Here is a 25,808-nt window from a genome sequence, read left to right as displayed (position 1 = left end):
GCCATGAGCCTTATCCCCACGATCGGTCTGCCGAAAGGCCGCGCCGGCCAGTTCATCGTCGATGGCGTCGCCGACGGCTACGAAGCCTTTGCGCTGGTGCAGGCTGCGCACGAGATCGCCCCCGACAAGCCGGTGCTGTTCGTGGCGCGCGACGGCCAGCGCCTGCCGGCGATCGTCGAGGCGCTTGCCTTTGCCGCGCCGGGCCTGCCGGTGCTGGAACTGCCGGCCTGGGACTGCCTGCCTTACGACCGCGTCTCGCCCGGCGCCGATGCCGCCGCAAGGCGGCTCGACGCACTGGCCGCAATGATTGCGCTGGCGAAAAAGCCGCACCGCGCCGTCGTCCTCACCACCGCGAATGCGCTTTTGCAACGCATTCCACCGGCTGAACTCGTCGAGGCGCAGACCTTCCACGCCAAACCCGGCAACCAGATAGACATGAACGTGCTGGTGTCGCGGCTGGAGAATTCCGGCTTCGAGCGAGTGCCGACGGTGCGCGGCATCGGCGAATTTGCGGTGCGCGGCGGCATTCTCGATCTCTTCGCGCCCGGCTGGACGGAGGCACTGCGCCTCGATTTCTTCGGCGATACGCTGGAATCGATCCGCGTCTTCGACACCGCAACCCAGCGCACCATCGGCCAACGCAAATCGATGGCGCTGCAGGCGATGAGCGAGGTGGCGCTGACGCCGGAAACTATCAGCCGCTTCCGCCGCGCCTACATCGAAGCCTTTGGCGCGCCCTCCCGCGACGATGGGCTCTATGCGGCGGTCAGCGAGGGCAGGCGGTTTGCGGGCATGGAGCACTGGCTGCCGTTCTTCTATGAGCGGCTGGAAACCGTGTTCGATTACCTGCCGGATGCGCCTGTGGTTTTCGACCATCTGGCGCATGAGGCACTGGCCGAGCGGCATACGCTGATTCTCGATCATTACGAGGCGCGCAAAAAACAGGCCGACGGCGCCTTGAAGGACGCGGTGCCCTACAAGCCGGTGCCGCCGGATCTGCTCTATCTGTCGCCCGAGAACCTGATTGCCTCGCTTGGCCCGCGCGAGGCGATAGATTTCACGGCCTTCGACGCGCCCGATGCCGGCGCGAACAAGGTGTTCCATGCCGGCTCGCGCCACGGCCGCAGCTTCGTCGAGGAACGCGCCGATCCTAACGCCAACATTTTCGACGTCGTCGTCAAACACATTTCCGACGAGCGCGCTGGACGCCGCCGTGTCGTCGTCGCCGGCTGGACTGAAGGTTCGCTCGACCGGCTCGGCCAGATCCTGGTCGAGCATCACCTTGGCAATCTGAAGCCGGTGGCGACGCTTGCCGAAGCCGAAAAGCTTGAGCCGGGGCAGGCGGGACTGGCCGTGCTGCCGCTCGAATCCGGCTTCGAGACAGAGAAACTGGTCGTCGTCGCCGAGCAGGACATTCTCGGCGACCGGCTGATCCGGCGCTCGAAGCGCAAGAAGCGTGCGTCCGACTTTATCGCCGAGGCTTCGGCCTTGTCGTCAGGCGATATCGTCGTCCATGCCGACCATGGCATTGGCCGTTTCATCGGGTTGCGCACCATCGAGGCGGTTGGTGCGCCTCACGATTGCCTCGAGATCCACTATGCCGGCGACGATCGGCTATTCTTGCCGGTGGAAAACATCGAGCTGCTGTCGCGCTATGGCTCGGATTCGGCCGAGGCGACGCTCGACAAGCTTGGCGGTGGCGCCTGGCAATCGCGCAAGGCGCGGCTGAAGAAGCGCCTGCTCGACATGGCCGGGCAGCTGATCCGCATTGCCGCCGAGCGGCAAATGCGGGCAGCACCGGCGCTGGTGCCGGCGGAAGGCCTCTATGGCGAGTTTGCAGCGCGTTTTCCCTATGAGGAGACCGATGACCAGCAGACCGCGATCGATTCAGTCATGGATGATCTAGGCGCCGGAAAGCCGATGGACCGGCTGATCTGCGGTGACGTCGGCTTCGGCAAGACCGAAGTTGCACTTCGCGCCGCCTTCATTGGGGCGATGGAAGGCTTTCAGGTGGCCATAGTGGTGCCGACGACATTGTTGTCGCGCCAGCATTTCAAGACTTTCTCGCAGCGCTTCTCCGGCCTGCCGATCCGCGTCGCCCAGGCCTCGCGGCTGGTCGGCGCCAAGGAATTGGCGGAGACCAAGAAGGGCATCGCCGAAGGCCAGATCGATATCGTCGTCGGCACGCATGCACTGCTCGGCTCCTCGATCTCGTTCAAGAATCTTGGTCTGCTGATCATCGATGAGGAGCAGCATTTCGGCGTCAAGCACAAGGAGCGGCTGAAGGATCTCAAGACCGACGTCCACGTTCTGACTTTGTCGGCGACGCCGATCCCACGCACGCTGCAGCTTGCCTTGACCGGCGTGCGCGAGTTGTCGCTGATCGCTACGCCGCCGGTCGACCGCCTGGCGGTGCGCACCTTCATCTCGCCCTTCGATCCGCTGGTCATCCGCGAGACGCTGCTCAGAGAACGCTACCGCGGCGGCCATTCCTTCTACGTCGTACCGCGCATCAGCGATCTCGCGGAAATCCATGATTTTCTGCGCGAATCTGTACCTGAGCTGAAAGTGGCGGTGGCCCATGGCCAGATGCCGCCCCGCGAGCTCGACGATATCATGAATGCCTTTTATGACGGCCAGTACGACGTGCTTTTGTCGACCACAATCGTCGAATCCGGCCTCGATATACCGACCGCCAACACGCTGATCGTGCATCGCGCCGACATGTTCGGCCTGTCGCAGCTCTATCAGTTGCGTGGCCGCGTCGGCCGTTCGAAGGTGCGCGCCTATGCGCTGTTCACGCTGCCCGCCAACCGCAAGCTAACCGATACAGCCGAGCGTCGGCTGAAAGTGCTGCAGTCGCTCGATACGCTAGGCGCCGGTTTCCAGCTGGCCAGCCACGACCTCGACATCCGCGGCGCCGGCAATCTGCTTGGCGAAGAGCAGTCGGGCCACATCAAGGAGGTCGGTTTCGAGCTCTACCAGCAGATGCTGGAGGAGGCGGTGGCCGAAGTGAAGGATTCCGGCGAGGTGCAGGACGGCGGCTGGTCGCCGCAGATCGCCGTCGGCACGGCGGTGATGATCCCGGAAAGCTACGTCCCGGATCTGCAGCTCAGGCTGGCGCTCTATCGCCGTCTTGGCGATCTCGAAAATACGGAAGAGATCGATGCTTTCGGCGCCGAGCTGATCGACCGGTTCGGGCCGCTGCCGGAAGAGGTAAAGCATCTGTTGAAGATCGTCTTCATCAAGGCGCTTTGCCGCAAGGCCAACGTGGAGAAGCTCGACGCCGGGCCGAAAGGCGTCGTCATCCATTTCCGCAAGCGGGAATTCCCCAATCCGGTCGGGCTGGTCAAGCTCATCGGCGAACAAGGCTCGCTGGCCAAGATCCGACCCGACCAGAGCGTCGTCTTCAGCCGTGACTGGGCGACGCCCGAGAAGCGGCTGGCTGGCTCAGCGGTTGTCATGACGCAGCTGGCGCGGCTGGTGGAGAAGGCGGCGTAGCAGCGCGTCGGTGGTGCTCTGGGCACAACCGCACCGGCACTTTCGCAGTGCCGTGCTCATTCGCCACGCGACCACTTCCGGTCTAGAATAGGAAATCGGCTTCGTGTATGGAGCCGCGACCCCATTGGCGGGCGATGGCGTCCGTGTGAAAGAGCGTTAGGTGCTTCGATGACGAAATGGTCGCCGAATTCGTGGAGAGCTAAGCCGATCCAGCAGGTTCCTGCCTATCCGGATCTTGCCGCGCTCAGGAACACGGAAGCCCAGCTTGCCACGTTTCCGCCGTTGGTTTTTGCAGGTGAGGCACGCAAGCTGAAGAAGCAGCTTGCAGCCGTCGCTGCCGGTGACGCATTCCTTCTGCAGGGCGGCGATTGCGCCGAGAGCTTCGCCGAACATGGCGCCGACAATATCCGCGACTTCTTCCGCGTCTTCTTGCAGATGTCGGTGGTGCTGACCTTCGCCGGCGCCCAGCCGGTGGTGAAGGTCGGCCGTGTCGCCGGCCAGTTCGCCAAGCCGCGCTCGTCCGACAATGAGACCAAGGGCGGCGTGACGCTGCCGAGCTATCGCGGCGACATCATTAACGGCATCGAGTTCGACGCCAAGTCGCGCATTCCCGATCCTGCAAGACAGGAGATGGCGTACCGCCAGTCGGCGGCGACGCTCAACCTTTTGCGTGCCTTCGCCCAAGGTGGCTATGCCAGCCTGGAGAACGTGCATCAATGGATGCTTGGCTTCGTGTCCGACAGCCCGCAGGGGGAGAAATACGAGTCGCTCGCCAACCGCATCACCGAGACGATGGACTTCATGAAGGCCGTCGGCATCACCTCGGAGACCAATTACGCGCTGCGCGAGACCGACTTCTATACCAGTCATGAGGCGCTGCTGCTCGGTTATGAAGAGGCGCTGACTCGCGTCGATTCGACTTCGGGCGACTGGTACGCCACCTCTGGCCACATGATCTGGATCGGTGATCGCACGCGCCAACCCGACCATGCGCATGTCGAATATTGCCGCGGCATCAAGAACCCGCTCGGGCTGAAATGCGGTCCGTCGCTGACGCCGGATGGCCTCTTGCAGCTCATCGACCTGCTCAATCCGGAGAACGAGCCCGGCCGGCTGACGCTGATCGCGCGCTTCGGTTCCGACAAGGTCGCCGATCATTTGCCGAAGCTGGTGCGCGCGGTGCAGAAGGAAGGCCGCAGCGTGGTGTGGTCGTCGGACCCGATGCATGGCAATACGATCGAGGCCGCCGGATACAAGACACGGCCATTCGACCGCATCCTGAAGGAGGTGCAGACCTTCTTCGAGGTGCATCGCGCCGAAGGCACGCATCCGGGCGGCATCCATGTCGAGATGACCGGCAAGAACGTCACGGAATGCACCGGTGGCGCCCGCGCCATCACCGCCGAAGAGCTGCAGGATCGCTACCACACCCATTGCGATCCGCGCCTCAACGCTGACCAGGCGATCGAGTTGGCGTTCCTGGTCTCCGATCTGCTCAAGAAGACCCATCCGGTGCAGCACAAGCAGGCCGTCAATGGCTGATACGATCTGAACTGTGATGTCATTGAAGAAGCGCCGGGCGAAAACCGGCGCTTTTTCTATTCAATCCCGCCGGTGTCGCATTTGCTCGTGCCTAACGCGCGCAAAACTGGAATCCTGCCAGGCGATGGCAATTGCATCGGGAGGCCGACATGGCTGACAGTCACAGCGGATCATGCTTGTGCGGGGCAGTGCGGTTCCAGACACGAGGACCGCTACGCGGTGTCGTCTACTGCCATTGCTCGCAGTGCCGGAAGCAGAGCGGGCATTTTTATGCGGCGGCCAACGTTGCCGACCGCGACATCACAATCACCGGCGCGGAGAGCATCACCTGGTACGAGGCCTCTTCGTTCGCCAGGCGCGGCTTCTGCAAGACATGCGGCTCTCTGCTGTTCTGGAAGCCGAGCGATGACGGCTATGTTTCGGTCATGGCAGGGCTGTTCGACGCGCCAACCGGGCTTCAAGGAGAATGCCATATCTTCGTCGGCGACAAGGGCGATTATTACGCCATCGATGACGGGCTGCCGCAGTTCGAGAAGTCGACGCCGTCGATCAAGGTGGCAGGCGACTGATTTTTGAAGAGGTCGCCTTATTCCCTTGGTCCAGCCATTGCGCTAATCCCCTGCCGGTGATTCCGAAGGGTTTTGGCATGCAGCGGCTGATCGACGCTTTTTACAACTCGGTGCGGGCGTTTCGCAAACTGGCCGCCAGCGAGGAGGCCTTCCAGCTGGAGCTGACGCTGCTTGTGCTTGCCTTGCCGCTCGGCTGGTTCCTTTCGGAATCGTGGCGCGGCTATGCGCTGCTTATCGGCGCGGTGCTGCTCATGATCATGATCGAGGTGTTGAACACCGGCATCGAGGCGGCATGCGACGCGTTCAGCCGCGAATTCAACATCGATATCCAACTGGCCAAGGATTGCGGTTCGCTGGCGGTGCTTATTTCGGTGGTAATCGCTGCAGGCGTCTGGGGCGTCGCCATCGTCGAGCGGATCCTCGGGGTACCGATCTGACGTTTCAAACACTACATGCCGGTCAATTGAGGGAACCGACATGACCGATACCGCCGGATTTCTGCTGCTCGAACGTGAGGGCCTGCCGGACGATCTGCGCTGGCTGGCCGAAAAATATCCGCGCGAGATCTGGCAGGCGCATGCCAACATCCACGGCGTGGCCAATATGTGGCTGCAGCGGCACGATATGTTCCGCGAGCTTGGCGGCATGCTCACCAGTGGTATCGGCGATTTATCGAGAAGGTAGGCTGAACGCGCCGGAATTCGCGCGCTGGTTCGCGCCGCGCCTCAACCATTTCCTCGGCAATCTCGACGGCCATCACAATGTCGAGGACCATCATTATTTCCCGGTCTTCGCCAGGGCCGAGACCCGTCTGAAGCGCGGCTTCGAGATTCTCGATGCCGATCACCACACAATCCATGAGGGACTGGAGCGCAATGCCGAGGCGGCAAATGCCTTCATCCGCACGCTTCAGGAGAGCGAAGACAAACAGCGTTTCGCCGCCGATGCCTATGCCGACGAGAACAGCCGGCTGATCGCCATGCTGACCAGGCATCTTGCCGACGAGGAAGACCTGATCATCCCGCTGATCCTCGAAAAGGGTGACCGTGCGCTCGGCATAGATTGACGATCAGCTTCCCTTGCGAAGCTCCTTCTTGGCCAGGAAGTGCGACGCCAGCCAGCCGAGGATAGCCACAACGAGGCCGATTGCCAGAGCGATCAGCAACCGCTCGTGGCGAGCCAGCGCCTGGCCGACGATGCGCTCGGCGCCCAGCCCGAACACATAACCGACCGTGCAGAACAGCGCCGCCCAGACCACCGATGAGATGGCGTTGAGGATGGCGAAACGCGCCGCGGCGATGCCGGACAGCCCGGCCGCGATACCACCGACCAGGCGCAGGCCATAGATGTAGCGGTTCGACAGCACGAAGATGTTGGGATGAGAGGTGACGAGGCGATAGGCGTGGCTGAAGCCCGGCCGGGCACGGAGCCTGATCACGAATTTATGGTCGGCGAAGCTCCGCCCCAAGATGAAGAAGAACGTGTCGCCACCGAAGGCGCCGAGCGCGGCTGCGAGAAACGCCTGCCACAGGACGAAAACATGCTGATGCGCGAAGAAACCGCCAAGGATGGCGGCGCTTTCGCCCTCGGCCACGCAGCCCAGAAAAACTGCGACCAACCCATATTGCTCAATGAGACGATGGATGGCTTCCGTCATGAAGACGTTCGCTGCTTCGACAGAATGTCGTCGATGCGCTTCACCTGCTCGGCCAGCCGGGCGATCTCGTCTCGCATGCCGATGATCTGGCTGTGGCGCAGTTCGTCGAGCTTTTCGTGTAACGCCATGATCTCGATCTCGGCCTTGAGATTAACCTCATAGTCGTGGGCGGCGTCGATTCGATCGCGCTCCGTCTGGCGGTTCTGCGCCATCATGATCACTGGCGCCTGCAGGGCGGCAACCATGGAAAGCACGAGATTGAGGAAGATGAAGGGATAGGGATCGAAGGCGGCGCGCGACAAGAGCCAGACATTGCCTGCCGTCCACAGGATCAGGAAGCCAATGAATGCCAGGATGAAGGACCACGAGCCGCCGATCCGGGCGATAGTGTCGGCAAGGCGATCTCCAAACGTCTGGTGAAAGGCGACGGCCTTGTTGGTGTCCTTGGAGATCGTGGTGCGCTCGAGCGTAGATTGCAGTACCCGGCTTTCGAGCGCGCTGAGGCCGTCCGGCTTTCGCTTCAGCCAGCGGCTTGCCAGGTCCTCGATCGTTTTGTTCATCGTCGCCTCCATCGTCAGCGATGAGGTAGAAGCTGCCGGTTCATACGGGAAGTGGTAGATTGACGCGATGGGGTCAGGAAACAATGGTGGATTTTCAGAAAATTCGCGCCCGTGCAGCGAAACGCAAAGGCGGTGAGGCAGCCCTTACGTCGCTGCTGGGTCCAATGCCTGACAATGCCGCGGTGGCAAAGATTGCGGACGATCGCATCTTGTCGACTATGGCTGAGCGGGTCTTTGCCGCCGGTTTCGTCTGGCGTGTCATCGAGCAGAAATGGCCGGGCTTCGAAGAGGCATTTCTCGGCTTCGAGCCGAGGCGGCTGTTGTTCCAACCTGACGATTTCTGGCACGATCTCACCGCCGACAAGCGCATCGTGCGCAATCCGCAGAAGATCAAATCCGTACGCGACAACGCAGCCTTCGTCGAGCGCGTGTCGAAGGAGCATGGCAGCTTCGGCACATTCCTCGCCAATTGGCCGGCGGATGACCAGATCGGGTTGATGGCCTATCTCGGCAAGCACGGCAGCCGGCTCGGCGGCAATACCGGCCAGTATTTTCTGCGCTGGCTGGAGTGGGACGCGTTTGTTGTCTCGGCCGATATGGCGGCCGCACTGCGCGATGCCGGACTCGACATTGCGGAGAGCCCGACGTCGAAGAGGGATTTGGGCAGGATCCAGGCGCAGATCAACGCCTGGGCGGCGGAAACCGGGCTGCCGCGCCGACACATTTCGCGCATTCTGGCAATGTCGATCGGCGAGAACCATCCGCCGGAAGCCTTGCGCGAATATATGGGCGAATAGGGTCGACTGTTTGGTCCAAACGAACGCCATTGCTCGACGAATTTTGCCGCGCTAAACCCACGGGCATGACAGACAAGACCGCTCCAGACATATTGCGCATCGCCGTCGCCCAGCTCAATCCGACGGTCGGCGACGTCGCCGGCAATCTTGCCAAGGCACGCGAGGCGAGGGCGGATGCCGCCCGCCAAGGCGCCGACCTCGTGCTGTTTACCGAGCTTTTCCTTGCCGGCTATCCGCCTGAGGATCTGGTGCTGAAGCCCGCCTTCCTGAAGGCCTGCGAGCGGGCGGCGGAGGATTTCGCCGGCGATACCGCCGACGGCGGCCCGGGTTTCGTCATCGGCACGCCGTTGAAGCGCAAGACCGGCACGCACAATTCGATCATCTTTGCCGATGGCGGCAAGATCCTTGCCGAACGCTACAAGCTCGATCTGCCGAATTACGGTGAGTTCGACGAGAAGCGCGTCTTCCAGGCCGGCCCCGAGATCCAGGGGCCGGTCAATTTCCGCGGCGTGCGCGTGGGAGTGCCGATCTGCGAAGATATCTGGGGCGAGGTTGCCGTCTGCGAGACGCTGGCCGAAAGCGGCGCGGAAATCCTGCTGGTCCCGAACGGCTCGCCCTATTACCGCGGCAAGGTCGACGTCCGCCACCAGATCGTCATCCGCCAGGTCATCGAATGCGGACTGCCGATTATCTATGCCAACCAGCTTGGCGGCCAGGACGAGCTGGTTTTCGATGGCGCATCGTTTGCCATAGGTTCTGACAAGACGCTGGCCTTCCAGATGAGCCAGTTCGAGGAGACGGTCAACGTCACCACCTGGAAGCGAAAGAATGACATCTGGTTCTGCTCTGACGGACCGATGTCGAAAATCCCGGAGAAGGAGGAGGCCGACTACCGCGCCTGCATGTTGGGCCTGCGCGATTACGTCAACAAGAACGGCTTCAAGAATGTCGTGCTCGGCCTCTCCGGCGGCATCGATTCGGCGATCTGCGCGGCACTTGCCGTCGATGCGCTCGGCGAGGAACGGCTGCGCGCCGTGATGATGCCTTACCGCTACACTTCGAAGGACTCGCTCAAGGATGCCGAGGACTGCGCCCGCGCGCTCGGCTGCCGCTACGACATCGTGCCGATCTTCGAGCCGGTCGAGGGTTTCCTGCACACGTTGACACAGCTTTTCGAGGGCACCAAGGAAGGCATCACCGAGGAAAACCTGCAGAGCCGGGCCCGCGGCACCATCCTGATGGCGATTTCCAACAAGTTCGGCTCGATGGTGGTCACCACCGGCAACAAAAGCGAGATGTCGGTCGGCTACGCGACGCTCTATGGCGACATGAATGGCGGCTTCAATCCGATCAAGGACCTCTACAAGATGCAGGTCTATGCGCTGTCGCGCTGGCGCAACGCGCATGTGCCGCCGGGTGCGCTCGGTCCGTCCGGCGAGGTGATCCCGACCAACATCATCGACAAGGCGCCCTCGGCGGAACTGCGAGAGAACCAGACGGACCAGGATTCGCTGCCGCCCTATCCGGTGCTCGACGACATATTGGAGTGCCTGATCGAAAACGAGATGGGTGTCGACGACATCGTCGCGCGCGGCCATGACCGGGCGACGGTGACGCGCGTCGAGCACCTGCTTTACGTCGCCGAATACAAGCGCCGGCAGGCGGCACCCGGTGTGAAGATCACCAGGAAGAATTTCGGCCGCGACCGCCGCTATCCCATTACCAACCGGTTCAGGGATGGCGGGTAGGCGATTGGCCTGTTTAACGGTTTAGCCATGGCCAACCTTGAAATCAGCTTCGACCCGTCGCGGATCGACTTCCGGGCGACGTCCGACATTTTGAAGGAGAGCTATTGGGGCAGTGGCCGCAGCGACGAACTGCACCGCCGCGCCTTCGCCAACTCACTGTGCGTCGGCGCCTATGTCGGCGGCAATCAGGTCGGCTTCGGCCGGGCGATCACCGACCGTACGGTATTTGCCTATCTCGCCGACATAATTGTCTGGCCCGGGTATCGCGGACAAGGCATCGGAACCCGGCTTGTCCAGGCGCTTATCGACCACCCGGACGTCAAGACGGTCACGCATTGGAGCCTGTCGACCAACGACGCCCATGCGGTTTACGAGAAGCTCGGCTTCAGGCCTTCCACCGACGGCCGCTATATGCGCTTCGACCGTATCCCGGCAACCTGAACAGAGGCAGCGCACAACCCGCGATTGTTGCAAAATCGTCTCACTGCTTGGACCAGATGCGCTTTTGGCTATCTACTGACTTGGCGCGGCGTTGAGGCGTCTCTATAAACACCTCTCCGCGATTCCCCTTCAGGAGGAACCGAATGCTAGGATTTGACATCGTTATGCGAGGCCGCGAAGCCTAGGTCTTGGTCAGTGCGCCGCGAGATAGCCTCGCGGCAAGGCTGAACCGAGGCAGGTATTTCGCCGCTGCCGGTCGCCGCCCCTCTACAGGGCCGCCAAATACGCCAAACCTCCGCATCTCCGGGCGCCAAACGGCGCCGACGCGGTTTTTCAATTTCTACTTTCGTGGGATCGGGCTCGTTTGCGCCCGAATGACATCATGACTCGTTTTCGAATAGATTTGCGCGCGGGCGCCTTTCGCAGCGTTCTTGGCTTCACGCTCAGCCATTGGCGGCGTCAGCCGTGGCGGCTTGCCGGCATTATGGGCACGTTCCTGCTCTCGACCTTGGCCGACGTGCTGACGCCGCTCTATTCCGGCCGGCTGGTGGATGCCGTCGCCAGCAGTGCTGCGGCCGACGATGTTGCGTGGAACGCGGCGACAGCGGCCTTTTCGATGCTGGTGGCCCTGGCGCTCACCGGTGTCGTGCTGCGCAATCTGGCCTTCATGGCCATTGTCGAGCTGACGTTGAAGATGATGGCGGATATCGCCGCCGACGCCTTCCACCGCGTCCAGCGCTTCTCCACCGACTGGCACGCCAACAGCTTCGCCGGATCGACGGTGCGCAAGATAACGCGCGGCATGTGGGCGCTCGACCTGCTCAACGACACGATCCTGATCGCGCTGCTGCCATCGGTCGTCATGCTCGTCGGCTCGACGCTGCTGCTTGGCTGGTTCTGGCCGCTGATGGGTGCTGTCGTCGCCACCGGTTCGGTTCTGTTCATCGCGGTGACGACGATGCTGTCGCTTGGCTATGTCGCGCCCGCGGCAAGGCTTGCCAATGCGTGGGATACACGGCTCGGCGGCTCGCTGGCCGACGCGGTGAGCTGCAACGCCGTGGTCAAGGGTTTTGGCGCCGAGGAACGCGAGGAGACACGGCTTGCCGAGGTCGTCGCTAAATGGCGCGGCCGCACGCGCCGCACCTGGATGCGCGGCACTGTCAACGGCACCACGCAAGGGACGATGCTGCTGCTTTTGAGGGCAGCGGTCATCGGATTCTCCCTGCTGTTGTGGTCGTGGGGGCAGGCGAGCGCCGGCGATGTCGCCTTCGTGTTGACCTCATTCTTCGTGCTGCAAGGCTATCTGCGCGACATCGGCACGCATATCCGCAATCTGCAGCGCTCGATCAACGACATGGAGGAACTGGTCGACTTCCAGTCCGAACCACTCGGCATTGAGGATCGGCCCGGAGCCAAACCGATCCGGATCACCGATGGCCGTATCACCTTCGACAAGGTCACGTTCCATTATGGCAGCCACCGCCTGCCGCTCTATCGCGACTTTTCGGTGGACATCGCGCCGGGCGAACGGGTTGGGCTGGTTGGCCATTCGGGCTCCGGCAAGACGACATTCGTCAAGCTGATCCAGCGCCTCTACGACGTGACTGCGGGCAATATCCTGATCGACGGCCAGGATATTGCCAATGTGGCGCAGGCGTCGCTGCGCGCACAGATCGCGATTGTCCAGCAGGAACCGATCCTGTTTCACCGGTCGCTGGCCGAAAACATCGCCTATGCCCGGCCGGCCGCCACGCAGGCCGAGATCGAGCACGCGGCGCGATTGGCCAGCGCGCATGACTTCATCGCCAATTTGCCGAAAGGCTATGGCACGCTGGTCGGCGAGCGTGGCGTAAAGCTATCGGGTGGTGAGCGTCAACGCGTTGCAATCGCACGCGCCTTTCTTGCCGATGCGCGCATTCTCATCCTGGATGAGGCAACGTCGAGCCTCGATTCGGAATCGGAGGTGCTGATCCAGCAGGCGATGGAGCGGTTGATGGTCGGCCGCACGACGCTGGTCATTGCCCACCGGCTGTCGACGGTGCGGGCGCTGGACAGGCTTTTGGTGTTCGATCGCGGCCGCATCGTCGAAGAGGGCTCGCATGACCAACTGATCCGGCTGCAAGGCGGCATCTACCGCCGGCTGTTCGAACGCCAGGCGCTTGAACTGACCAAAGGCATGGTGATCTGACGGTTGCGGCGCCGCGCGTCCTGATGGACGCGTGGCGCTGCAGTCTTTTCTTCGCCTTCGTCATGTTCTATGTCTGCCGCAGAGCGCGGGGGCGCGTCTTGTCAACAGCAAAACCATCCGGTACGCCCCGCTCATGACAGTTACCGTCCGTTTCGCCCCGTCACCGACCGGCCGCATCCATATCGGCAATGCGCGCACCGCTCTGTTCAACTGGCTGTTCGCCATCAAGAACAAGGGCCGCTTCATCCAGCGCTTCGACGACACCGACGTTGCCCGTTCGACGCAGGAATTTTCCGACGCCATCCTTTATGACCTGCATTGGCTGGGCATCTTCCCCGACGCCACGGAGTATCAGTCGCGGCGGGTCGAAGTCTATGATGCCGCACTGCAGAAGCTGAAGGAGGCGCGCCTCGTCTATGCCTGCTATGAGACGCCCGAAGAGCTCGACCTGAGGCGCAAGGTGCGCCGCACGCGTGGCCTGCCGCCAGTCTATGGCCGCGAGGCGCTGACGCTGGCACCCGAGCAGGTGGCGGAATATGAGGCCGATGGCCGGCGGCCGCACTGGCGCTTTCTGCTGCCCAACTTCAGCAGCGATCCGCTGCAGCCGGAGCGCACCGAAATCCACTGGAACGACCTGGTGCGGGGCGAAGAGACCGTCGACCTCGCCTCGCTTTCAGACCCGGTTCTGCGGCGTGAGGACGGCACCTACCTCTATACATTGCCTTCGGTTGTCGACGACATCGACATGGGCGTCAGCCATGTCATTCGCGGCGACGACCACGTCACCAATACCGGCGTCCAGATAGCCCTGTTCCGAGCACTTGGCGCGGAGCCGCCGGTGTTCGGCCACCACAATCTCCTGACAACGGCATCAGGCGAGGGACTTTCGAAGCGCACCGGCGCGCTGTCCATCCAGAGCCTGCGTGAGAGCGGCATCGAGCCGATGGCGATCGCTTCGCTGGCGGTGCTCGTCGGCACCTCGGAAAACGTCGTGGCGGTGCCAACGATGGCCGAGCTAGCCGAGCGCTTCGATCCGGCTGCAACATCGAAATCCGCCGCCAAATTCGACCCGGACGAGCTCTTCGTGCTCAACCGCACGCTGCTGCATCACATGCCGTTTTCCGAGGCGCGCGACCGGCTGATCGTGCTCGGCATCTCCGGCGAACAGGCCGAGCCTTTCTGGCTGGCGGTGCGCGGCAATCTCGACAGGCTGGCCGATGCGGCGATCTGGTGGCGTACGCTTCGAGACGGTCCAGAGGAGCCGGCGGAGTTTTCCGACGATGACCGCGACTTTCTTCGCCAGGCGTTCGAACTGCTGCCGGAGGAGCCTTGGAACGGCACCGTCTGGAAAGACTGGACCGGCAAGATCCGAGAGGCGAGCGGCCGTAAGGGCAAGGCGCTGTTCATGCCGCTCAGGCTGGCGCTTACGGGACAGCCTTCGGGTCCGGAGCTTGCAGATCTGTTGCCGCTGCTGGGTCGGGAAGGAACGTTGGCCCGACGACCCTGACCTTGCGCTGTTCTGGCGGGGGCAGGGACGTCGGCGAAGGCACGGGCTTGACGGCAAGGCGTCTGATCGCCTCACGGTCGAGACCGTCTTGCGCATTGGCCAAGGACTCCGGGTCGGCGCCCGGATCAGGCCTAGCAACCGGCAGCGGAATGAACGGGGTACTCTCTACATTCGCCTCAGATTGTGCCCGGGTTGGCGGGTTGCCGGCGATGATCTCGAAATTCTGCGCGGCATTGCAGCCGCAGGTCGGCGGCCGCGGCATGTCGGACTGCTTGTAGAGGTATGCCGTCGGCAGTTCGATATAAGGCCTGCCGGTCACCGAAGACGTCATGGACGCCGAATCGCCATTCATGCCGCGCGTGTAGAAAACCTGCATTTCTGTGCCGGGGCAGCTCGATTCGCAATTCTTCTGGTCGCGCTCGAAATCGCCCAGTGAGGCGGCATTCGACATCGGAAAGAAATAACCGTCGCAGGTCCGCACGCACATGGTGCGGAATTCGCCTCGCGGCTGCCCCAAGTCGTCGGCGTTGTTGAGCATGGTGCGGATGTTGCCCGGCTGGCTTAGCTCTTCGGCCTGGCTGGGCCCTTCAGGCTGGTCGGGCGCGCCCGGTTCACTTGCGTCACTGCCCAAAAGCTGGTCGAGCAGGTTTCGCTTGCCGTTTTCACGGCTGGCTTCGCGGACCGGCGCGGGCGTCCGCGCCGCATCATCGCGGCAGCCATTGGCGTAAAGCAACGTCAATATGCGCGCGCGATCGCGTCGCGAACCACCGCCGGCAAGGTCGGCGCGCTTGGCCTGCAGGGCGTCGAGATTGGCTGCCATGCGATCGATGGTGGCGTCGAGTGCCGCGCATGCGTTGGCGTTGCGGCGAGACAGCGAAAAGCCGCAGCCGGCGCTGCTGGCCTGGCTGACGGCCTTTGAAATCTGCTGGCGCTGCCGGACGATTGCGTCGTCATATTTCCTGAACAAGGCCGGTTTGCCGCCGCCACCACGAGAAGCGGCGGCAAGATCGGCTTCAAGCTGGCGGCAGAGGCGCGGAGCGGGCTGCGCCTGAGTGACGGCAATGTCGCACAGTAGCAGGGCACCGAGCAGCGCGGCGGCACGCGTCAGCTTCCAACATGCGCCCGTCATCCCTCCGAAACTCCGCCTGTCTGCCGTTCTGAAAGCTACCGCGCTTGCGGTTAACCGTTTGTTTAGCATACCGCCGATTCCGGCTTCAGCCCAAATGCGCGATGGCTTGCGCCTTGTGCGGGGCTTCGATCACGACGAGTGCTGGCATGTCGACCACGCCACACGACGTATTCGGACAGAGCCAGAACCGCGACATCCTGGCGCTGCACGAAAAAGGCGTATTCGCCCAGAAGAATGCCCGGATCCAGCAATGCCCGGAGGCTTGGCATGACCGCGATTACCCGTCGAGCCGCACTGCAATTTGGTCTTTTGTGCCTGGCGATGCCGGTTGCCATGGCGCAGGAAAAGCCCATCACGCCGGATTGGGGTACCAAATTGGTCGAAGCTGCCCGTGAGCAGATCGGCGTCACCACACTCTACGATCCGACCTATACACGCCTGGCCTATCCGGGCGGGGACGTTGAGCCCGAGCGGGGTGTGTGCACGGATGTCGTGATCCGTGCCTATCGCCGCGCCTTCGATCTCGATCTGCAAGAATTGGTGCATGAGGATATGCGGGCCAATTTTGCCGCCTATCCGAAGGCTTGGGGCCTGAAAGCGCCGGACCGCAACATCGACCACCGCCGTGTGCCCAATCTTGCGGTCTATTTCGAGCGGCGCGGTGCCGCCTTGCCCGTCAGCCAAGACCCGGCCGACTATCGGCCTGGGGATCTTGTCGCCCAGATGCTGCCGGGCAATCTGCCGCATATTGCCATCGTGTCGTCCAATCGCTCCACTGTGGTGCCGACAAGAAGGCTGGTTATTCACAATATCGGCGGCGGCGCCAAAGAAGAGGACACTTTGTTTGCCTTCAGGCAGACAGGACATTTCCGGTTCAGGCCAATCTGAGAAAGCCCGCGGCTACCCCAGATCGACGATGGCTTGCGCCTTGTGCGCGGCTTCCACCACGGCCAGTGCCGTCATGTTGACGACGCCGCGCGACGTGACGGACGGGGTCAATATGTGCGCCGGGCTATCGGTGCCGAGCAGGATCGGGCCGACATGCAGCGCGTCCATCATCGTGCGCAGTGCCGTCAGCGTGATGTTCGCCGAATCGAGATTGGGAAACACCAGCAGATTGGCTTCGCCCTTCAGCCGCGAATGCGGATAGACGCGTTGGCGCAGCTGCTCCGACAGTGCCGAGTCGGCATGCATCTCGCCGTCGCATTGCAGGTCGGGCGCGATGCGCGCCAGGATTGCCGCTGCCTGCCGCATCTTCATGGCGCTTGGCGAATCGCGGGAGCCGAAATCAGAATGCGACAGTAGCGCTGCCTTGGGCTCGATGCCGAAACGCTGAATTTCCTCGGCCGCCAAAACGGTCATTTCCGCAATCTCCTCGGCGGTCGGGTCGACCGAGACATGGGTATCGGTGAGAAAGATGATGCCGCGCTGCGAGATCAGCATGGAAAGCGTCGACAGGTCGCGATCCCTAATGCCGGCGCGTGGCCCGATGATCAGCGTGACGTTTCGCAAATGGCGCTCGAAACGGCCTTCGAGGCCGCAGACCATGGCGTCGGCGTCGCCGCGCTTCAGGGCAAGGGCGGCGATCACCGTATTGTCGGTGCGCACCATGGTGCGCGCCGCTTCCGTAGTCACCCCACGCCGGCCGGCAAGCTCGATCAAAAGGTCGACATAGTGGCGGTAACGCGGATCGTCTTCCGGGTTGATCAAGCCGAAATCGACGCCCGGCTTGATGCGCAGCCCGTAGCGCTTCAGCCGCACCTCGATGACATGCGGGCGGCCGATCAGGATCGGTTCGGCAATGCCTTCCTCGAGCACGACCTGGGCGGCGCGAAGCACGCGCTCGTCCTCGCCGTCGGCATAAATGACGCGTTTGGCGCTCGACATCTTGGCCATCGAGAACACCGGCTTCATGACCAGGCCGGAGCGGAAGACGAAGCGGTTCAGCTTGTCGATATAGGCGGCGAAATCGGTGATCGGCCGGGTCGCGACGCCGGTCTCGCAGGCTGCCTTAGCGACGGCAGGGGCAATGCGCAGGATCAGCCGCGGATCGAAAGGCGAGGGGATCAGGAACTCCGGACCAAAGATCGGCGTCTCGCCGGAATAGGCACGTGCGGCAACGTCGGACGGCTCTTCGCGGGCAAGCGCTGCAATCGCTCGCACGGCAGCCATTTTCATCTCTTCGTTGATGGCGCTTGCGCCGCAATCCAGCGCGCCACGGAAGATGTAAGGAAAACAGAGTACGTTGTTGACTTGGTTGGGGAAATCGGAGCGGCCCGTGCAGATCATCGCGTCGGGCCGCGCTGCCCGCGCCGCTTCCGGCATGATCTCGGGATTGGGATTGGCCAGCGCCAGGATCAGCGGCTTGGGCGCCATGTGGTGGAGCAATTCCGGCTTCAGCACGCCGGCGGCAGACAGGCCGAGAAACACGTCGGCGCCGGGCAGAACGTCGGCCAGCGTACGCGCCTCGGTATCCTTCACATACGGGTTTTTCCAGCGGTCCATCTCCTCGACACGGCCTTTATGGGCGACGCCGAACCGGTCGGTGACCCAGATGTTTTCGACCCGCGCGCCGAGCGAGACCAGAAGGTTGAGGCACGCAAGCGCCGCAGCGCCGGCGCCTGACGTGACTATCTTGATGTCCGAGATGGACTTGCCGGCGAATTCCAGCCCGTTGAGCACGGCGGCAGCGACGATGATGGCGGTGCCGTGCTGGTCGTCATGGAAGACCGGTATGCCCATGCGGGCTTTCAACTGCTCCTCGACCTCGAAGCATTCGGGCGCCTTGATGTCTTCCAGGTTGATGCCGCCGAAGGTTGGTTCCAGCGCCGAGATCGTCTCGACCATGCGCTCGATGCCCGGTGCGTCGATCTCGATGTCGAAGACATCGATGCCGGCGAACTTCTTGAACAGCACCGCTTTGCCCTCCATCACCGGCTTGGAGGCGAGCGGACCGATATTGCCGAGGCCGAGCACCGCCGAACCGTTAGTGACAACGCCGACCAGATTGGCGCGGGCTGTATAGTCGGCAGCGGTTGCCGGATCGTCGCGGATTTCAAGGCAGGGGGCGGCGACACCCGGCGAATAGGCAAGCGCCAGGTCGCGCTGGTTGCCGAGCGGCTTCGTCGCCTGGATTTCAAGCTTTCCGGGACGGGGGTGCTTATGGAAATAGAGCGCTGCTTCGTCGAGGTCGGATCGGGCCGCCTTCTTGCTTTCGCCTGTCATGACGGCCGCCTCCTCAGTTCAGTCCGTTTGGTGTTTTGAGTCTCTTAGCATGCAGCCGAGCCTTTTCGAGGGGTGATATGTCGCAAGCGCGAGCTTATGGCTTCGCATCGCCCGCCGGCCTGTACGGTCTGCCATTGAAATGTTGGGGCGATAGGCGCGTTGCTGGAGCGAGCTGCGAGCCGAATGTCTGCTTCAGGTGGTTTGCGGACGATTAGGTATTCTTTCGCTAGTTCGCTGTGGGGCTGTTGCTCCTATAAAGTGCACGAAAGAAACTCTTGGAATAGCGATCGTACCAAGCGGCAGCCCACTCGCCGACAAGTCGCTCTGTCGACGACACCCTACGCCGGTAGTCGACTGTTCGGCGGATACCTCCTTCTTCCTCAAGCTCGATGTCCAGGTGAGTAAACTTTGGGGCCGCATCCGAAAACCTGAGATACATGTATGCAAACACCGCGATATGACGTTTACCCATTGATAAGCAACGATTTTCTATCGCCACCACCGCAGACTGGACTGTAGCGAAATCCTCTAGCCTAACCGCTCGTTCTAGACGAACGAAGTCAAGGAACAATCTCCTGTCGGCAATTGCAAGGTTGCCGTCGGCCGTGTCTCGAACCCCGTGCGACAGCAGTTTTTGCGCAACAAAGCGATAAATAGACGCCATTCGCCGGTCTCATTTTCATGTGCGAGGCAGGACATAACATGCGGACTAACCCTAGTCCTTGTGAACTGGGCGCCGTTTTGAGCATAATGTTGCCCTGTTTCGGCTTGCCTGAGGGCGCCTGTTGCCCGCCGTTTTCAGCGGGTATCAAGCCTTGGATTCTGCCACTAAAACGCGCTGACATAGAGGCCGCCGTCCACCGGTATGTTCTGCCCGGTCAGGTAGCCGGCATGGACCGAGCACAGGAAGGCGCAGATCTGGCCGAATTCCTCCGGCGTGCCGAGTCGCTTGGCCGGAACGTTGGCTGCCGCTTGCGCCTTGCGCGCGGCGGCGGCGGCCGGATCTTCGGGCGTGCCGGCCTCGTGCGGGCCGCGCAGCCGGTCGGTGTCGAGCTTGCCGGGCAGCATGTTGTTGATCGTCACATTGCGGTCGATCACCGTCCGCGCGACGCCTGCCAGGAACGAGGTGAGGCCGGCGCGGGCGCCGGACGACAGGTCGAGGCCGGGGATAGGAACATAGACCGACAGCGAGGTGATGTTGACGATGCGGCCGAAGCCGCGCGCCGCCATGCCGTCGATCACCGCCTGAACCAGCTCGACTGGGGTCACCATGTTCTGGGTGACGCCTTCGAGGATCTTTTCGCGGTCGAGCGCACGGAAATCGCGAAACGGCGGACCGCCATTGTTGTTGACGAGGATGTCGGGATCGGGGCAGGCGGCAAGCAGCGCCTTCTGGACATCGGGCTTGGATACGTCGCCGACGATTTCGGTCACCTTGACGCCGAATTTCTCGCGCAGTTCAGCGGCAGTTTTGGCCAGCACGTCGGCGTTGCGGCCATTGACCACCAGATCGCAACCTGCCTCTGCCAGTGCCATGGCGCAGCCGCGTCCCAAGCCTTTGCTCGAAGCGCAGACGATGGCCTTCTTGCCGCGAATGCCGAGATCCATGGTGATTTTCTCCTCTGATTGCCGCGGCAACCTACCCGTATGGCTGGACCAATCGCAACCGTCATACGCTTGTTGCATGAATCGGGGCATAGCCTCACGCGAAAGCAACGGTGACAAATGATGTCCGGCGCAGAGCCCCGCACTTTCCGCAGCATGTTCATCTCCGACGTCCATCTCGGATCGAAGGCGGCGAAGGCCGAGTTCCTGATCGATTTCCTGCGCCATCACGATGCCGATATCATCTATCTCGTCGGCGACATCGTCGACGGCTGGCGCTTGAGACGGAGCTGGCATTGGCCGCAGAGCCACAATGACGTCGTCCAGAAATTGCTGCGCAAGGCGCGCAAGGGCGCCAGTATCACCTACATCGCCGGCAATCACGACGAGTTCGCGCGCCAGTTCCAGGGCGTTCATTTCGGCGGCATTGTCGTCGCCGACCGCGCCATCCATGAGACCGCCGATGGCAAACGCCTTCTTGTCATCCATGGCGACCAGTTCGACACCGTCGTCCATAATGCGCGCTGGCTGGCCTATCTCGGCGACTACGCCTATGACGCGGCGATGCTGGTCAACCGCGTCATCACGCGCCTGCGCCAGGTGCTCGGCCTGCCTTACTGGTCGTTCTCGTCCTGGGCCAAGGTCAAGGTCAAGAAGGCGGTGAATTTCATCGGCTCGTTCCAGACCGTGCTGACCGAGGAGGCGCGCCGCTCGCATGTCGACGGCGTGATCTGCGGGCACATCCACCATGCCGCGATCGAACGCTATGAGGACGTGCAATACATCAACACCGGCGATTGGGTGGAGAGCTGCACGGCGGTGGTCGAGCATTTTGACGGCCGGATTGAGATCCTGCACTGGGCGCATGTCCTGCCGGAGACTCCGGTCGGCAGCGAGGTGCTCGTGCCGATCGGCATCAAGGGCAGGGCAGTCCGGGCGGCTTGACCAAATCCGGCCGGATCTCGCTTCAATCGGTTAGTCCAGCGGTTTCATCGACTTTTTCGCCGTGTTAAGCAGCGGCAGGTGTGGCGGGCCGACCCGGCTGAATGCCGTGCCGACGGATCGCCTGTCAATGTCCTCGCTGCCGCCGCTTTCGCCCGAACAGCTCGTCAAGCCACGCCATTTCGAACTGCGCATGAGCTTGATCTTCTTTACGCTCTTCGTTCCGCTCGGGACGCATGTGCCGTATTTCCCGCTGTGGCTGCAGGCGAAGGGGTTCCATGCCGAACAGATAGCCGTGATCCTCGCCGCGCCGATGTTCCTGCGCGTGGCGACGACGCCTTTTCTTACTGCGCTGGCAGACAAAGCGAGCGACCGCGCCAATGTCTATGTTGCGCTCGTCGCCGCATCGCTGATCCTGTCCGCCGGCTACCTCCTGCCGCCGACCTACGCAACGGTACTTGCCGTGTCGTTGGCCCTGACGGTCGTCTGGACGCCGCATTCGCCGATTGCCGATTCGCTCGCCCTTTCAGGTGTTCGCCGCTTCGGCTCGAATTACGCAAGCATGCGCAAATGGGGCTCGATCTCCTATCTCTGCGCCAATCTCGCCGGCGGTTTCATCCTGTCGGCGAGCGGTGCCCAGGCTGTCCCGGTGATCATCTTCGCGGCGCTGTGTGCCGCGCTAGCCGCCGGACTGATTGCGCCGCGCCTCGGCCGTCCACGCCGCGCCTCGCCGCTTTCGGCCGCCGATATCCAGCAATCGGCACCGAAACTCCTCAACCGGTACTTCCTCTATTTTTCGACAGGCGTCGGCGTCATCACCGCCAGCCACGCATTTCTCTACGGTTTCGTGTCGATCTACTGGAAGTCGATCGGCATCAGCGATTCGGTTGTCGGGCTTCTGTGGGGGTGGGGAGTCGTCGCCGAGATATGCATGTTCGTCGTTTTCACCCGCGCTTTCGCCTCCTTCTCGGTCGTCTCGATCATGCTGATTGCCGGGATTGGCGCGATCGTGCGCTGGTTCGCCTTTCCGCTGATCTGGCCGCTTGGGCTTGGCGTTGGCGGGTTTTTCGCGATCCAGACGCTGCACGCGGTTTCGGTGGCGCTGGTGCTGATCGGCCTGCAAAAGATGATCGGTGAGACGGTCGCGGAAGAACGCACCGGGGCGGCGCAAGGCATCGCCTACTTCTCCAATGGCTTCTTCATGGCGGCGGCGACGCTGATTTCCGGTCCTCTTTACGACCGCTTCGGCGCGAATGGCTTCTTTGCGATGATCCCGATCGCCCTGACGGGCCTGGCTCTGATCGGGCTTGCCGCGCGTTCAGCCCCACAGCGCCCGCTCGGGCGGTGACACCAGCGAACCTTGGTAGACGAGACCGGGAACGCGGTCGCGGGCCAGCAGCAGCGGACCGTCGAGATCGACGAAATCGGCATCCTGCGCCAACAGCACGGCCGGCGCCATCGCAAGCGATGTGCCGACCATACAGCCGACCATGACACCAAGACCCAGTTCGCGGGCGCGGTCGCGAAGCACGAGTGCAGCGGTCAGGCCACCCGATTTGTCGAGCTTGATGTTGACGGCGTCGTAAAGGCCGACAAGCGCTTCAAGGTCCTTCGCCTCGTGCACGCTTTCGTCGGCACAGATCGGTACCGGATGCGCGATGTGGCGAAGAATACCGTCATGTCCCGCCGGCAGCGGCTGTTCGATCAAGGCGATACCGTGCTCGGCGGCAAAGGCGAGGTTTGCGACGATATTGTCGTCATTCCAGCCCTCATTGGCGTCGAGAATGATTCGGCTGTCGGGTGCTGCCGCCGTCACTGCGCGGATGCGCGCGATGTCGTTGTCGCCGCCGATCTTGACCTTGAGTAGCGGGCGCTGGGCGTTAGCGCGGGCCTGCGCCGCCATAGCCTCCGGCTCGGCGAGCGACAATGTATACGCCGTCTCGAGCAGCCGTAACGGAACGGTTCGTATCGTATGCGCCACCGGTGTTCCGCTGATCTTCGCTTCCAGGTCCCAGAGCGCGCAATCGATGGCGTTGCGTGCCGCGCCGGCAGGCATGGCATCGAGCAGGGCGATGCGGCTGATGCCGCGCGCGATCTCGCTGCGCATCGCCTCGATCGCGTCGCGCACACCCTCCATGGTCTCGCCATAGCGCTTGTAAGGGACGCATTCGCCGCGTCCTGTACGGCCGTTTTCGGTGATGGCGCAGGAAATCACCTCCGCTTCGGTCTTCGAGCCGCGCGAAATGGTAAAGGTCCCGGCTATCGGAAAGCGCTCGGCCTCGACCGAAATGACACGCGCCATATTTTTCTGCTCCAGCTGTGCGACAAGGAGGATATCGGCAAATCGACAGGTCGGCCCCGTCAGGCTAAACAGGATGCCATGTTGACCATCCGCAAACGCGACGCAAGCGGCCCTGCCAAGGAGCCCGACCACCAGCCGCGCATCGCGATCGGCGAGGAGGGCGACGTTCTCGGCTGCGCTTTCTCGGGAACCTGGACGACACGTACCGTTGCCCTGGTCGATGCCGAGATGCGCAAGATCGAGAAGCGCGGCGGCTTCAAGACGCTGGCGCTCGACCTTTCACAAATCGAGAAGATGGACACTGCCGGGGCGTGGCTGATCGACCGCCTGGTCAGCAGCTTCGAAAAGAAGGGCGTCGAGATCACGATGCAGGGGCAAAGCGAGATTGCCTCCATCCTGCTCGGCGCCGTCGGTGATGCGGTCCGACGCGAGGCCGAATCAGGTCCGGCAAAGCCGCCCAACTTCATCATTCGCGGGCTCGAGGCGGTTGGCCGGCGCGTTTATGAGATGCGCGACGATTTCCTGGCCGCAATGAATATCCTCGGCGCCACGATACGCGGCTCTCAGATGAAGCTTGGCCGTGGCCATGGCGTCAACATGGCGGCGATCTTCAATCAAATCGATCGCATGGGTGTCGGCGCCATACCGGTAGTCGTGCTGATGTCGGCCATCGTCGGTGCGATCGTTGCCCAGCAAGGCGCTTATCAGCTCAGCTATTTCGGCGCCGACATCTTCGTCGTCGACCTGGTCGGGGTGCTGATCCTGCGCGAGCTCGGCGTGCTGATGACGGCGATCATGATCGCCGGCCGCTCCGGCAGCGCGATCACCGCCGAGATCGGCTCGATGAAGATGCGCGAGGAGGTCGATGCGCTGAAGGTGATCGGTCTTAATCCAATCGGCGTGCTGGTGTTTCCGCGGCTGGTCGCGCTGGTCGTCGCGCTGCCTTGCCTGACGATCATCGCCAACTTTGCCGCGCTGGGCGGCGGCATTTTGGCTGCATGGCTCTACTCCGATATTGCACCGGCAGCGTTCATCGACCGGCTGCGTGTCGCAATCGACCTCAGCACCATTTTTGCCGGCCTGATCAAGGCGCCGTTCATGGCCATGATCATCGGCATAATTGCCTCGGTCGAGGGCATGAAGGTTGGCGGCAGCGCCGAATCGCTTGGCCAGCATGTGACCGCCTCAGTGGTGAAGTCGATCTTCGTGGTTATTATCCTCGACGGGCTTTTCGCCATGTTCTATGCAGCGATCGAGTTCTGACATGGCGCTGCCGGGCACAAACACGACCAAGGTGGCGGCGAAAGCCAAAGAAGACGAGATCGTGCTGTCGGCGCACGATATCACGGTGTCGTTCGCCGACCAGGTTGTTCTCGACAAATTGTCGCTCGATATCTGGCGCGGGGAGATTCTCGGCTTCGTCGGTGCCTCCGGTGCCGGCAAATCTGTTCTCTTGCGCACCATCCTTGGCTTGACGCGCAAGCAATCGGGAACAATCAAACTGTTCGGCGTTGACGTCGAGAAGGCAACCGAAAGGGAGCGCCTTCGCATCGACATGCGGCTTGGCGTGCTGTTCCAGCATGGTGCGCTTTTTTCGGCGCTGACGGTCCTCGAAAACGTCCAGGTGCCGATGCGCGAATATCTCGATTTGCCGAAGAAGCTGATGGACGAACTTGCCATGCTCAAGGTCGAGCTGGTCGGATTGCCGCCGGATGCGGCGCAGAAATTCCCCTCCGAGCTCTCCGGCGGCATGATCAAGCGTGCTGCGCTGGCGCGCGCTCTGGCGCTCGACCCGGATATCGTCTTCCTCGACGAACCGACGTCCGGGCTCGATCCGATCAGCGCGGCTGAGTTCGACGAATTGGTCGTCAAGCTGCGCGATACGATGGATTTGACCGTGTATATGGTCACGCACGATCTCGACACGCTGTTTACGGCGTGCGACCGCGTGGCGGTGCTCGGCAACAAGAAAGTGCTGGTCGAGGGCACGATCGACGACATGCTCAGGAGCGAGGAACCCTGGGTAAAATCCTATTTCCGCGGAAAACGCGCCCGGCAACTTGATCTTGCGGCGCGCGCATAGCCATAAGTGAGC

Annotated in this window: 23 protein-coding genes; 16 read left to right on the top strand and 7 right to left on the bottom strand. The window is 62.4% G+C overall.

Going from position 1 to position 25,808, the window contains the following annotated elements; genetic code table 11:
- The first annotated feature begins 3 nt into the window (after positions 1-3).
- The 6 genes from mfd (at position 4) to NKJ28_RS20510 (ending at position 6,678) form a co-directional block, all read left to right on the top strand.
- Positions 4-3,501, top strand: coding sequence for a transcription-repair coupling factor (gene mfd / locus NKJ28_RS20535; protein WP_352636796.1), 3,498 nt, complete (start codon positions 4-6; stop codon positions 3,499-3,501).
- Positions 3,502-3,669: 168 nt separating this feature from the next.
- Complete coding sequence (locus tag NKJ28_RS20530; protein ID WP_352448710.1) at positions 3,670-5,043, top strand: class II 3-deoxy-7-phosphoheptulonate synthase; 1,374 nt, start codon at positions 3,670-3,672, stop codon at positions 5,041-5,043.
- 149 nt (positions 5,044-5,192) lie between these two features.
- A complete protein-coding gene (locus tag NKJ28_RS20525) occupies positions 5,193-5,612 on the top strand; it encodes a GFA family protein (RefSeq protein WP_352574951.1) in 420 nt (139 codons plus the stop codon).
- A 77-nt stretch (positions 5,613-5,689) separates the two neighbouring features.
- Positions 5,690-6,049: a diacylglycerol kinase gene (locus tag NKJ28_RS20520; protein WP_254820160.1), complete on the top strand. Its 360-nt coding sequence runs from the start codon at positions 5,690-5,692 to the stop codon at positions 6,047-6,049.
- A 40-nt stretch (positions 6,050-6,089) separates the two neighbouring features.
- The gene (locus NKJ28_RS20515; protein WP_352636795.1) at positions 6,090-6,296 is read left to right on the top strand and encodes a hypothetical protein; all 207 of its coding nucleotides are present in this window, start codon (positions 6,090-6,092) and stop codon (positions 6,294-6,296) included.
- On the top strand, positions 6,268-6,678 hold the full coding sequence (locus NKJ28_RS20510) for a hemerythrin domain-containing protein (RefSeq protein WP_352636794.1): 411 nt from the start codon (positions 6,268-6,270) through the stop codon (positions 6,676-6,678). Before NKJ28_RS20515 ends, NKJ28_RS20510 begins: the two co-directional genes overlap by 29 nt.
- Before the next feature lie 3 nt (positions 6,679-6,681).
- Here the strand turns inward: NKJ28_RS20510 and NKJ28_RS20505 are convergent, their stop codons facing one another.
- A complete protein-coding gene (locus tag NKJ28_RS20505) occupies positions 6,682-7,269 on the bottom strand; it encodes a DedA family protein (RefSeq protein WP_352636793.1) in 588 nt (195 codons plus the stop codon).
- Positions 7,266-7,829 carry a DUF1003 domain-containing protein gene (locus NKJ28_RS20500; RefSeq protein WP_023680015.1) on the bottom strand — a complete coding sequence of 188 codons (564 nt, stop codon included), beginning with the start codon at positions 7,827-7,829 and terminating at the stop codon, positions 7,266-7,268. The genes NKJ28_RS20505 and NKJ28_RS20500 overlap by 4 nt, the downstream gene beginning before the upstream one ends.
- 83 nt (positions 7,830-7,912) lie before the next feature.
- Here NKJ28_RS20500 and NKJ28_RS20495 point away from each other — a divergent pair, with 83 nt between their 5' ends.
- From NKJ28_RS20495 to gltX, 5 genes are all read left to right on the top strand, one after another.
- Entirely contained in the window at positions 7,913-8,626 is a 714-nt protein-coding gene (locus tag NKJ28_RS20495) for a DNA-3-methyladenine glycosylase I (protein ID WP_352636792.1), read from the top strand.
- Positions 8,627-8,691: 65 nt separating this feature from the next.
- A complete protein-coding gene (locus NKJ28_RS20490) occupies positions 8,692-10,374 on the top strand; it encodes an NAD+ synthase (RefSeq protein ID WP_352636791.1) in 1,683 nt (560 codons plus the stop codon).
- A 27-nt stretch (positions 10,375-10,401) separates the two neighbouring features.
- Positions 10,402-10,815 (top strand): GNAT family N-acetyltransferase, encoded by a 414-nt coding sequence (locus NKJ28_RS20485; protein ID WP_352636790.1) that lies wholly within the window; start codon positions 10,402-10,404, stop codon positions 10,813-10,815.
- A gap of 382 nt (positions 10,816-11,197) precedes the next feature.
- Positions 11,198-13,003 (top strand): ABC transporter ATP-binding protein, encoded by a 1,806-nt coding sequence (locus NKJ28_RS20480; protein WP_352636789.1) that lies wholly within the window; start codon positions 11,198-11,200, stop codon positions 13,001-13,003.
- Positions 13,004-13,136: 133 nt separating this feature from the next.
- Complete coding sequence (gene gltX, locus NKJ28_RS20475) at positions 13,137-14,510, top strand: glutamate--tRNA ligase (protein ID WP_352636788.1); 1,374 nt, start codon at positions 13,137-13,139, stop codon at positions 14,508-14,510.
- Here the strand turns inward: gltX and NKJ28_RS20470 are convergent.
- On the bottom strand, positions 14,428-15,639 hold the full coding sequence (locus tag NKJ28_RS20470) for a DUF2865 domain-containing protein (protein ID WP_352636787.1): 1,212 nt from the start codon (positions 15,637-15,639) through the stop codon (positions 14,428-14,430). The two genes, gltX and NKJ28_RS20470, sit on opposite strands and share 83 nt — an antisense overlap.
- Before the next feature lie 267 nt (positions 15,640-15,906).
- Between NKJ28_RS20470 and NKJ28_RS20465 the strand changes: the two genes are divergently transcribed.
- Positions 15,907-16,527, top strand: a complete 621-nt coding sequence (locus tag NKJ28_RS20465; protein ID WP_352594479.1) for a DUF1287 domain-containing protein — start codon at positions 15,907-15,909, stop codon at positions 16,525-16,527.
- Positions 16,528-16,539: 12 nt separating this feature from the next.
- On the opposite strand, the gene NKJ28_RS20460 is transcribed toward NKJ28_RS20465, so the two are convergent.
- The 3 genes from NKJ28_RS20460 to NKJ28_RS20450 all read right to left on the bottom strand — a co-directional run bounded on the left by NKJ28_RS20460 (position 16,540) and on the right by NKJ28_RS20450 (position 20,472).
- A complete protein-coding gene (locus NKJ28_RS20460) occupies positions 16,540-18,864 on the bottom strand; it encodes an NADP-dependent malic enzyme (protein ID WP_352636786.1) in 2,325 nt (774 codons plus the stop codon).
- Between the two features lie 226 nt (positions 18,865-19,090).
- On the bottom strand, positions 19,091-19,528 hold the full coding sequence (locus tag NKJ28_RS20455) for a hypothetical protein (RefSeq protein WP_352636785.1): 438 nt from the start codon (positions 19,526-19,528) through the stop codon (positions 19,091-19,093).
- 164 nt (positions 19,529-19,692) lie between these two features.
- The gene (locus tag NKJ28_RS20450; RefSeq protein ID WP_352448726.1) at positions 19,693-20,472 is read right to left on the bottom strand and encodes an SDR family oxidoreductase; all 780 of its coding nucleotides are present in this window, start codon (positions 20,470-20,472) and stop codon (positions 19,693-19,695) included.
- A gap of 120 nt (positions 20,473-20,592) precedes the next feature.
- Between NKJ28_RS20450 and NKJ28_RS20445 the strand changes: the two genes are divergently transcribed.
- Together NKJ28_RS20445 and NKJ28_RS20440 are read left to right on the top strand one after the other, a co-directional pair.
- Positions 20,593-21,414, top strand: coding sequence for a UDP-2,3-diacylglucosamine diphosphatase (locus NKJ28_RS20445; protein ID WP_352636784.1), 822 nt, complete (start codon positions 20,593-20,595; stop codon positions 21,412-21,414).
- A 127-nt stretch (positions 21,415-21,541) separates the two neighbouring features.
- Complete coding sequence (locus tag NKJ28_RS20440; RefSeq protein WP_352540619.1) at positions 21,542-22,759, top strand: MFS transporter; 1,218 nt, start codon at positions 21,542-21,544, stop codon at positions 22,757-22,759.
- Here the strand turns inward: NKJ28_RS20440 and dgcA are convergent.
- A complete protein-coding gene (gene dgcA / locus NKJ28_RS20435) occupies positions 22,730-23,713 on the bottom strand; it encodes an N-acetyl-D-Glu racemase DgcA (RefSeq protein ID WP_352636783.1) in 984 nt (327 codons plus the stop codon). The genes NKJ28_RS20440 and dgcA overlap by 30 nt on opposite strands.
- Before the next feature lie 78 nt (positions 23,714-23,791).
- Here dgcA and NKJ28_RS20430 point away from each other — a divergent pair, with 78 nt between their 5' ends.
- Entirely contained in the window at positions 23,792-24,976 is a 1,185-nt protein-coding gene (locus tag NKJ28_RS20430) for an ABC transporter permease (protein ID WP_352619836.1), read from the top strand.
- A 1-nt stretch (position 24,977) separates the two neighbouring features.
- Positions 24,978-25,796, top strand: coding sequence for an ABC transporter ATP-binding protein (locus NKJ28_RS20425; protein ID WP_352574968.1), 819 nt, complete (start codon positions 24,978-24,980; stop codon positions 25,794-25,796).
- The last annotated feature ends 12 nt before the right edge of the window (positions 25,797-25,808 follow it).

This window comes from Mesorhizobium sp. M0145 (genome assembly GCF_040322355.1).
GTDB lineage: Bacteria > Pseudomonadota > Alphaproteobacteria > Rhizobiales > Rhizobiaceae > Mesorhizobium.
This window is presented reverse-complemented; position numbering and strand designations above follow the sequence as displayed.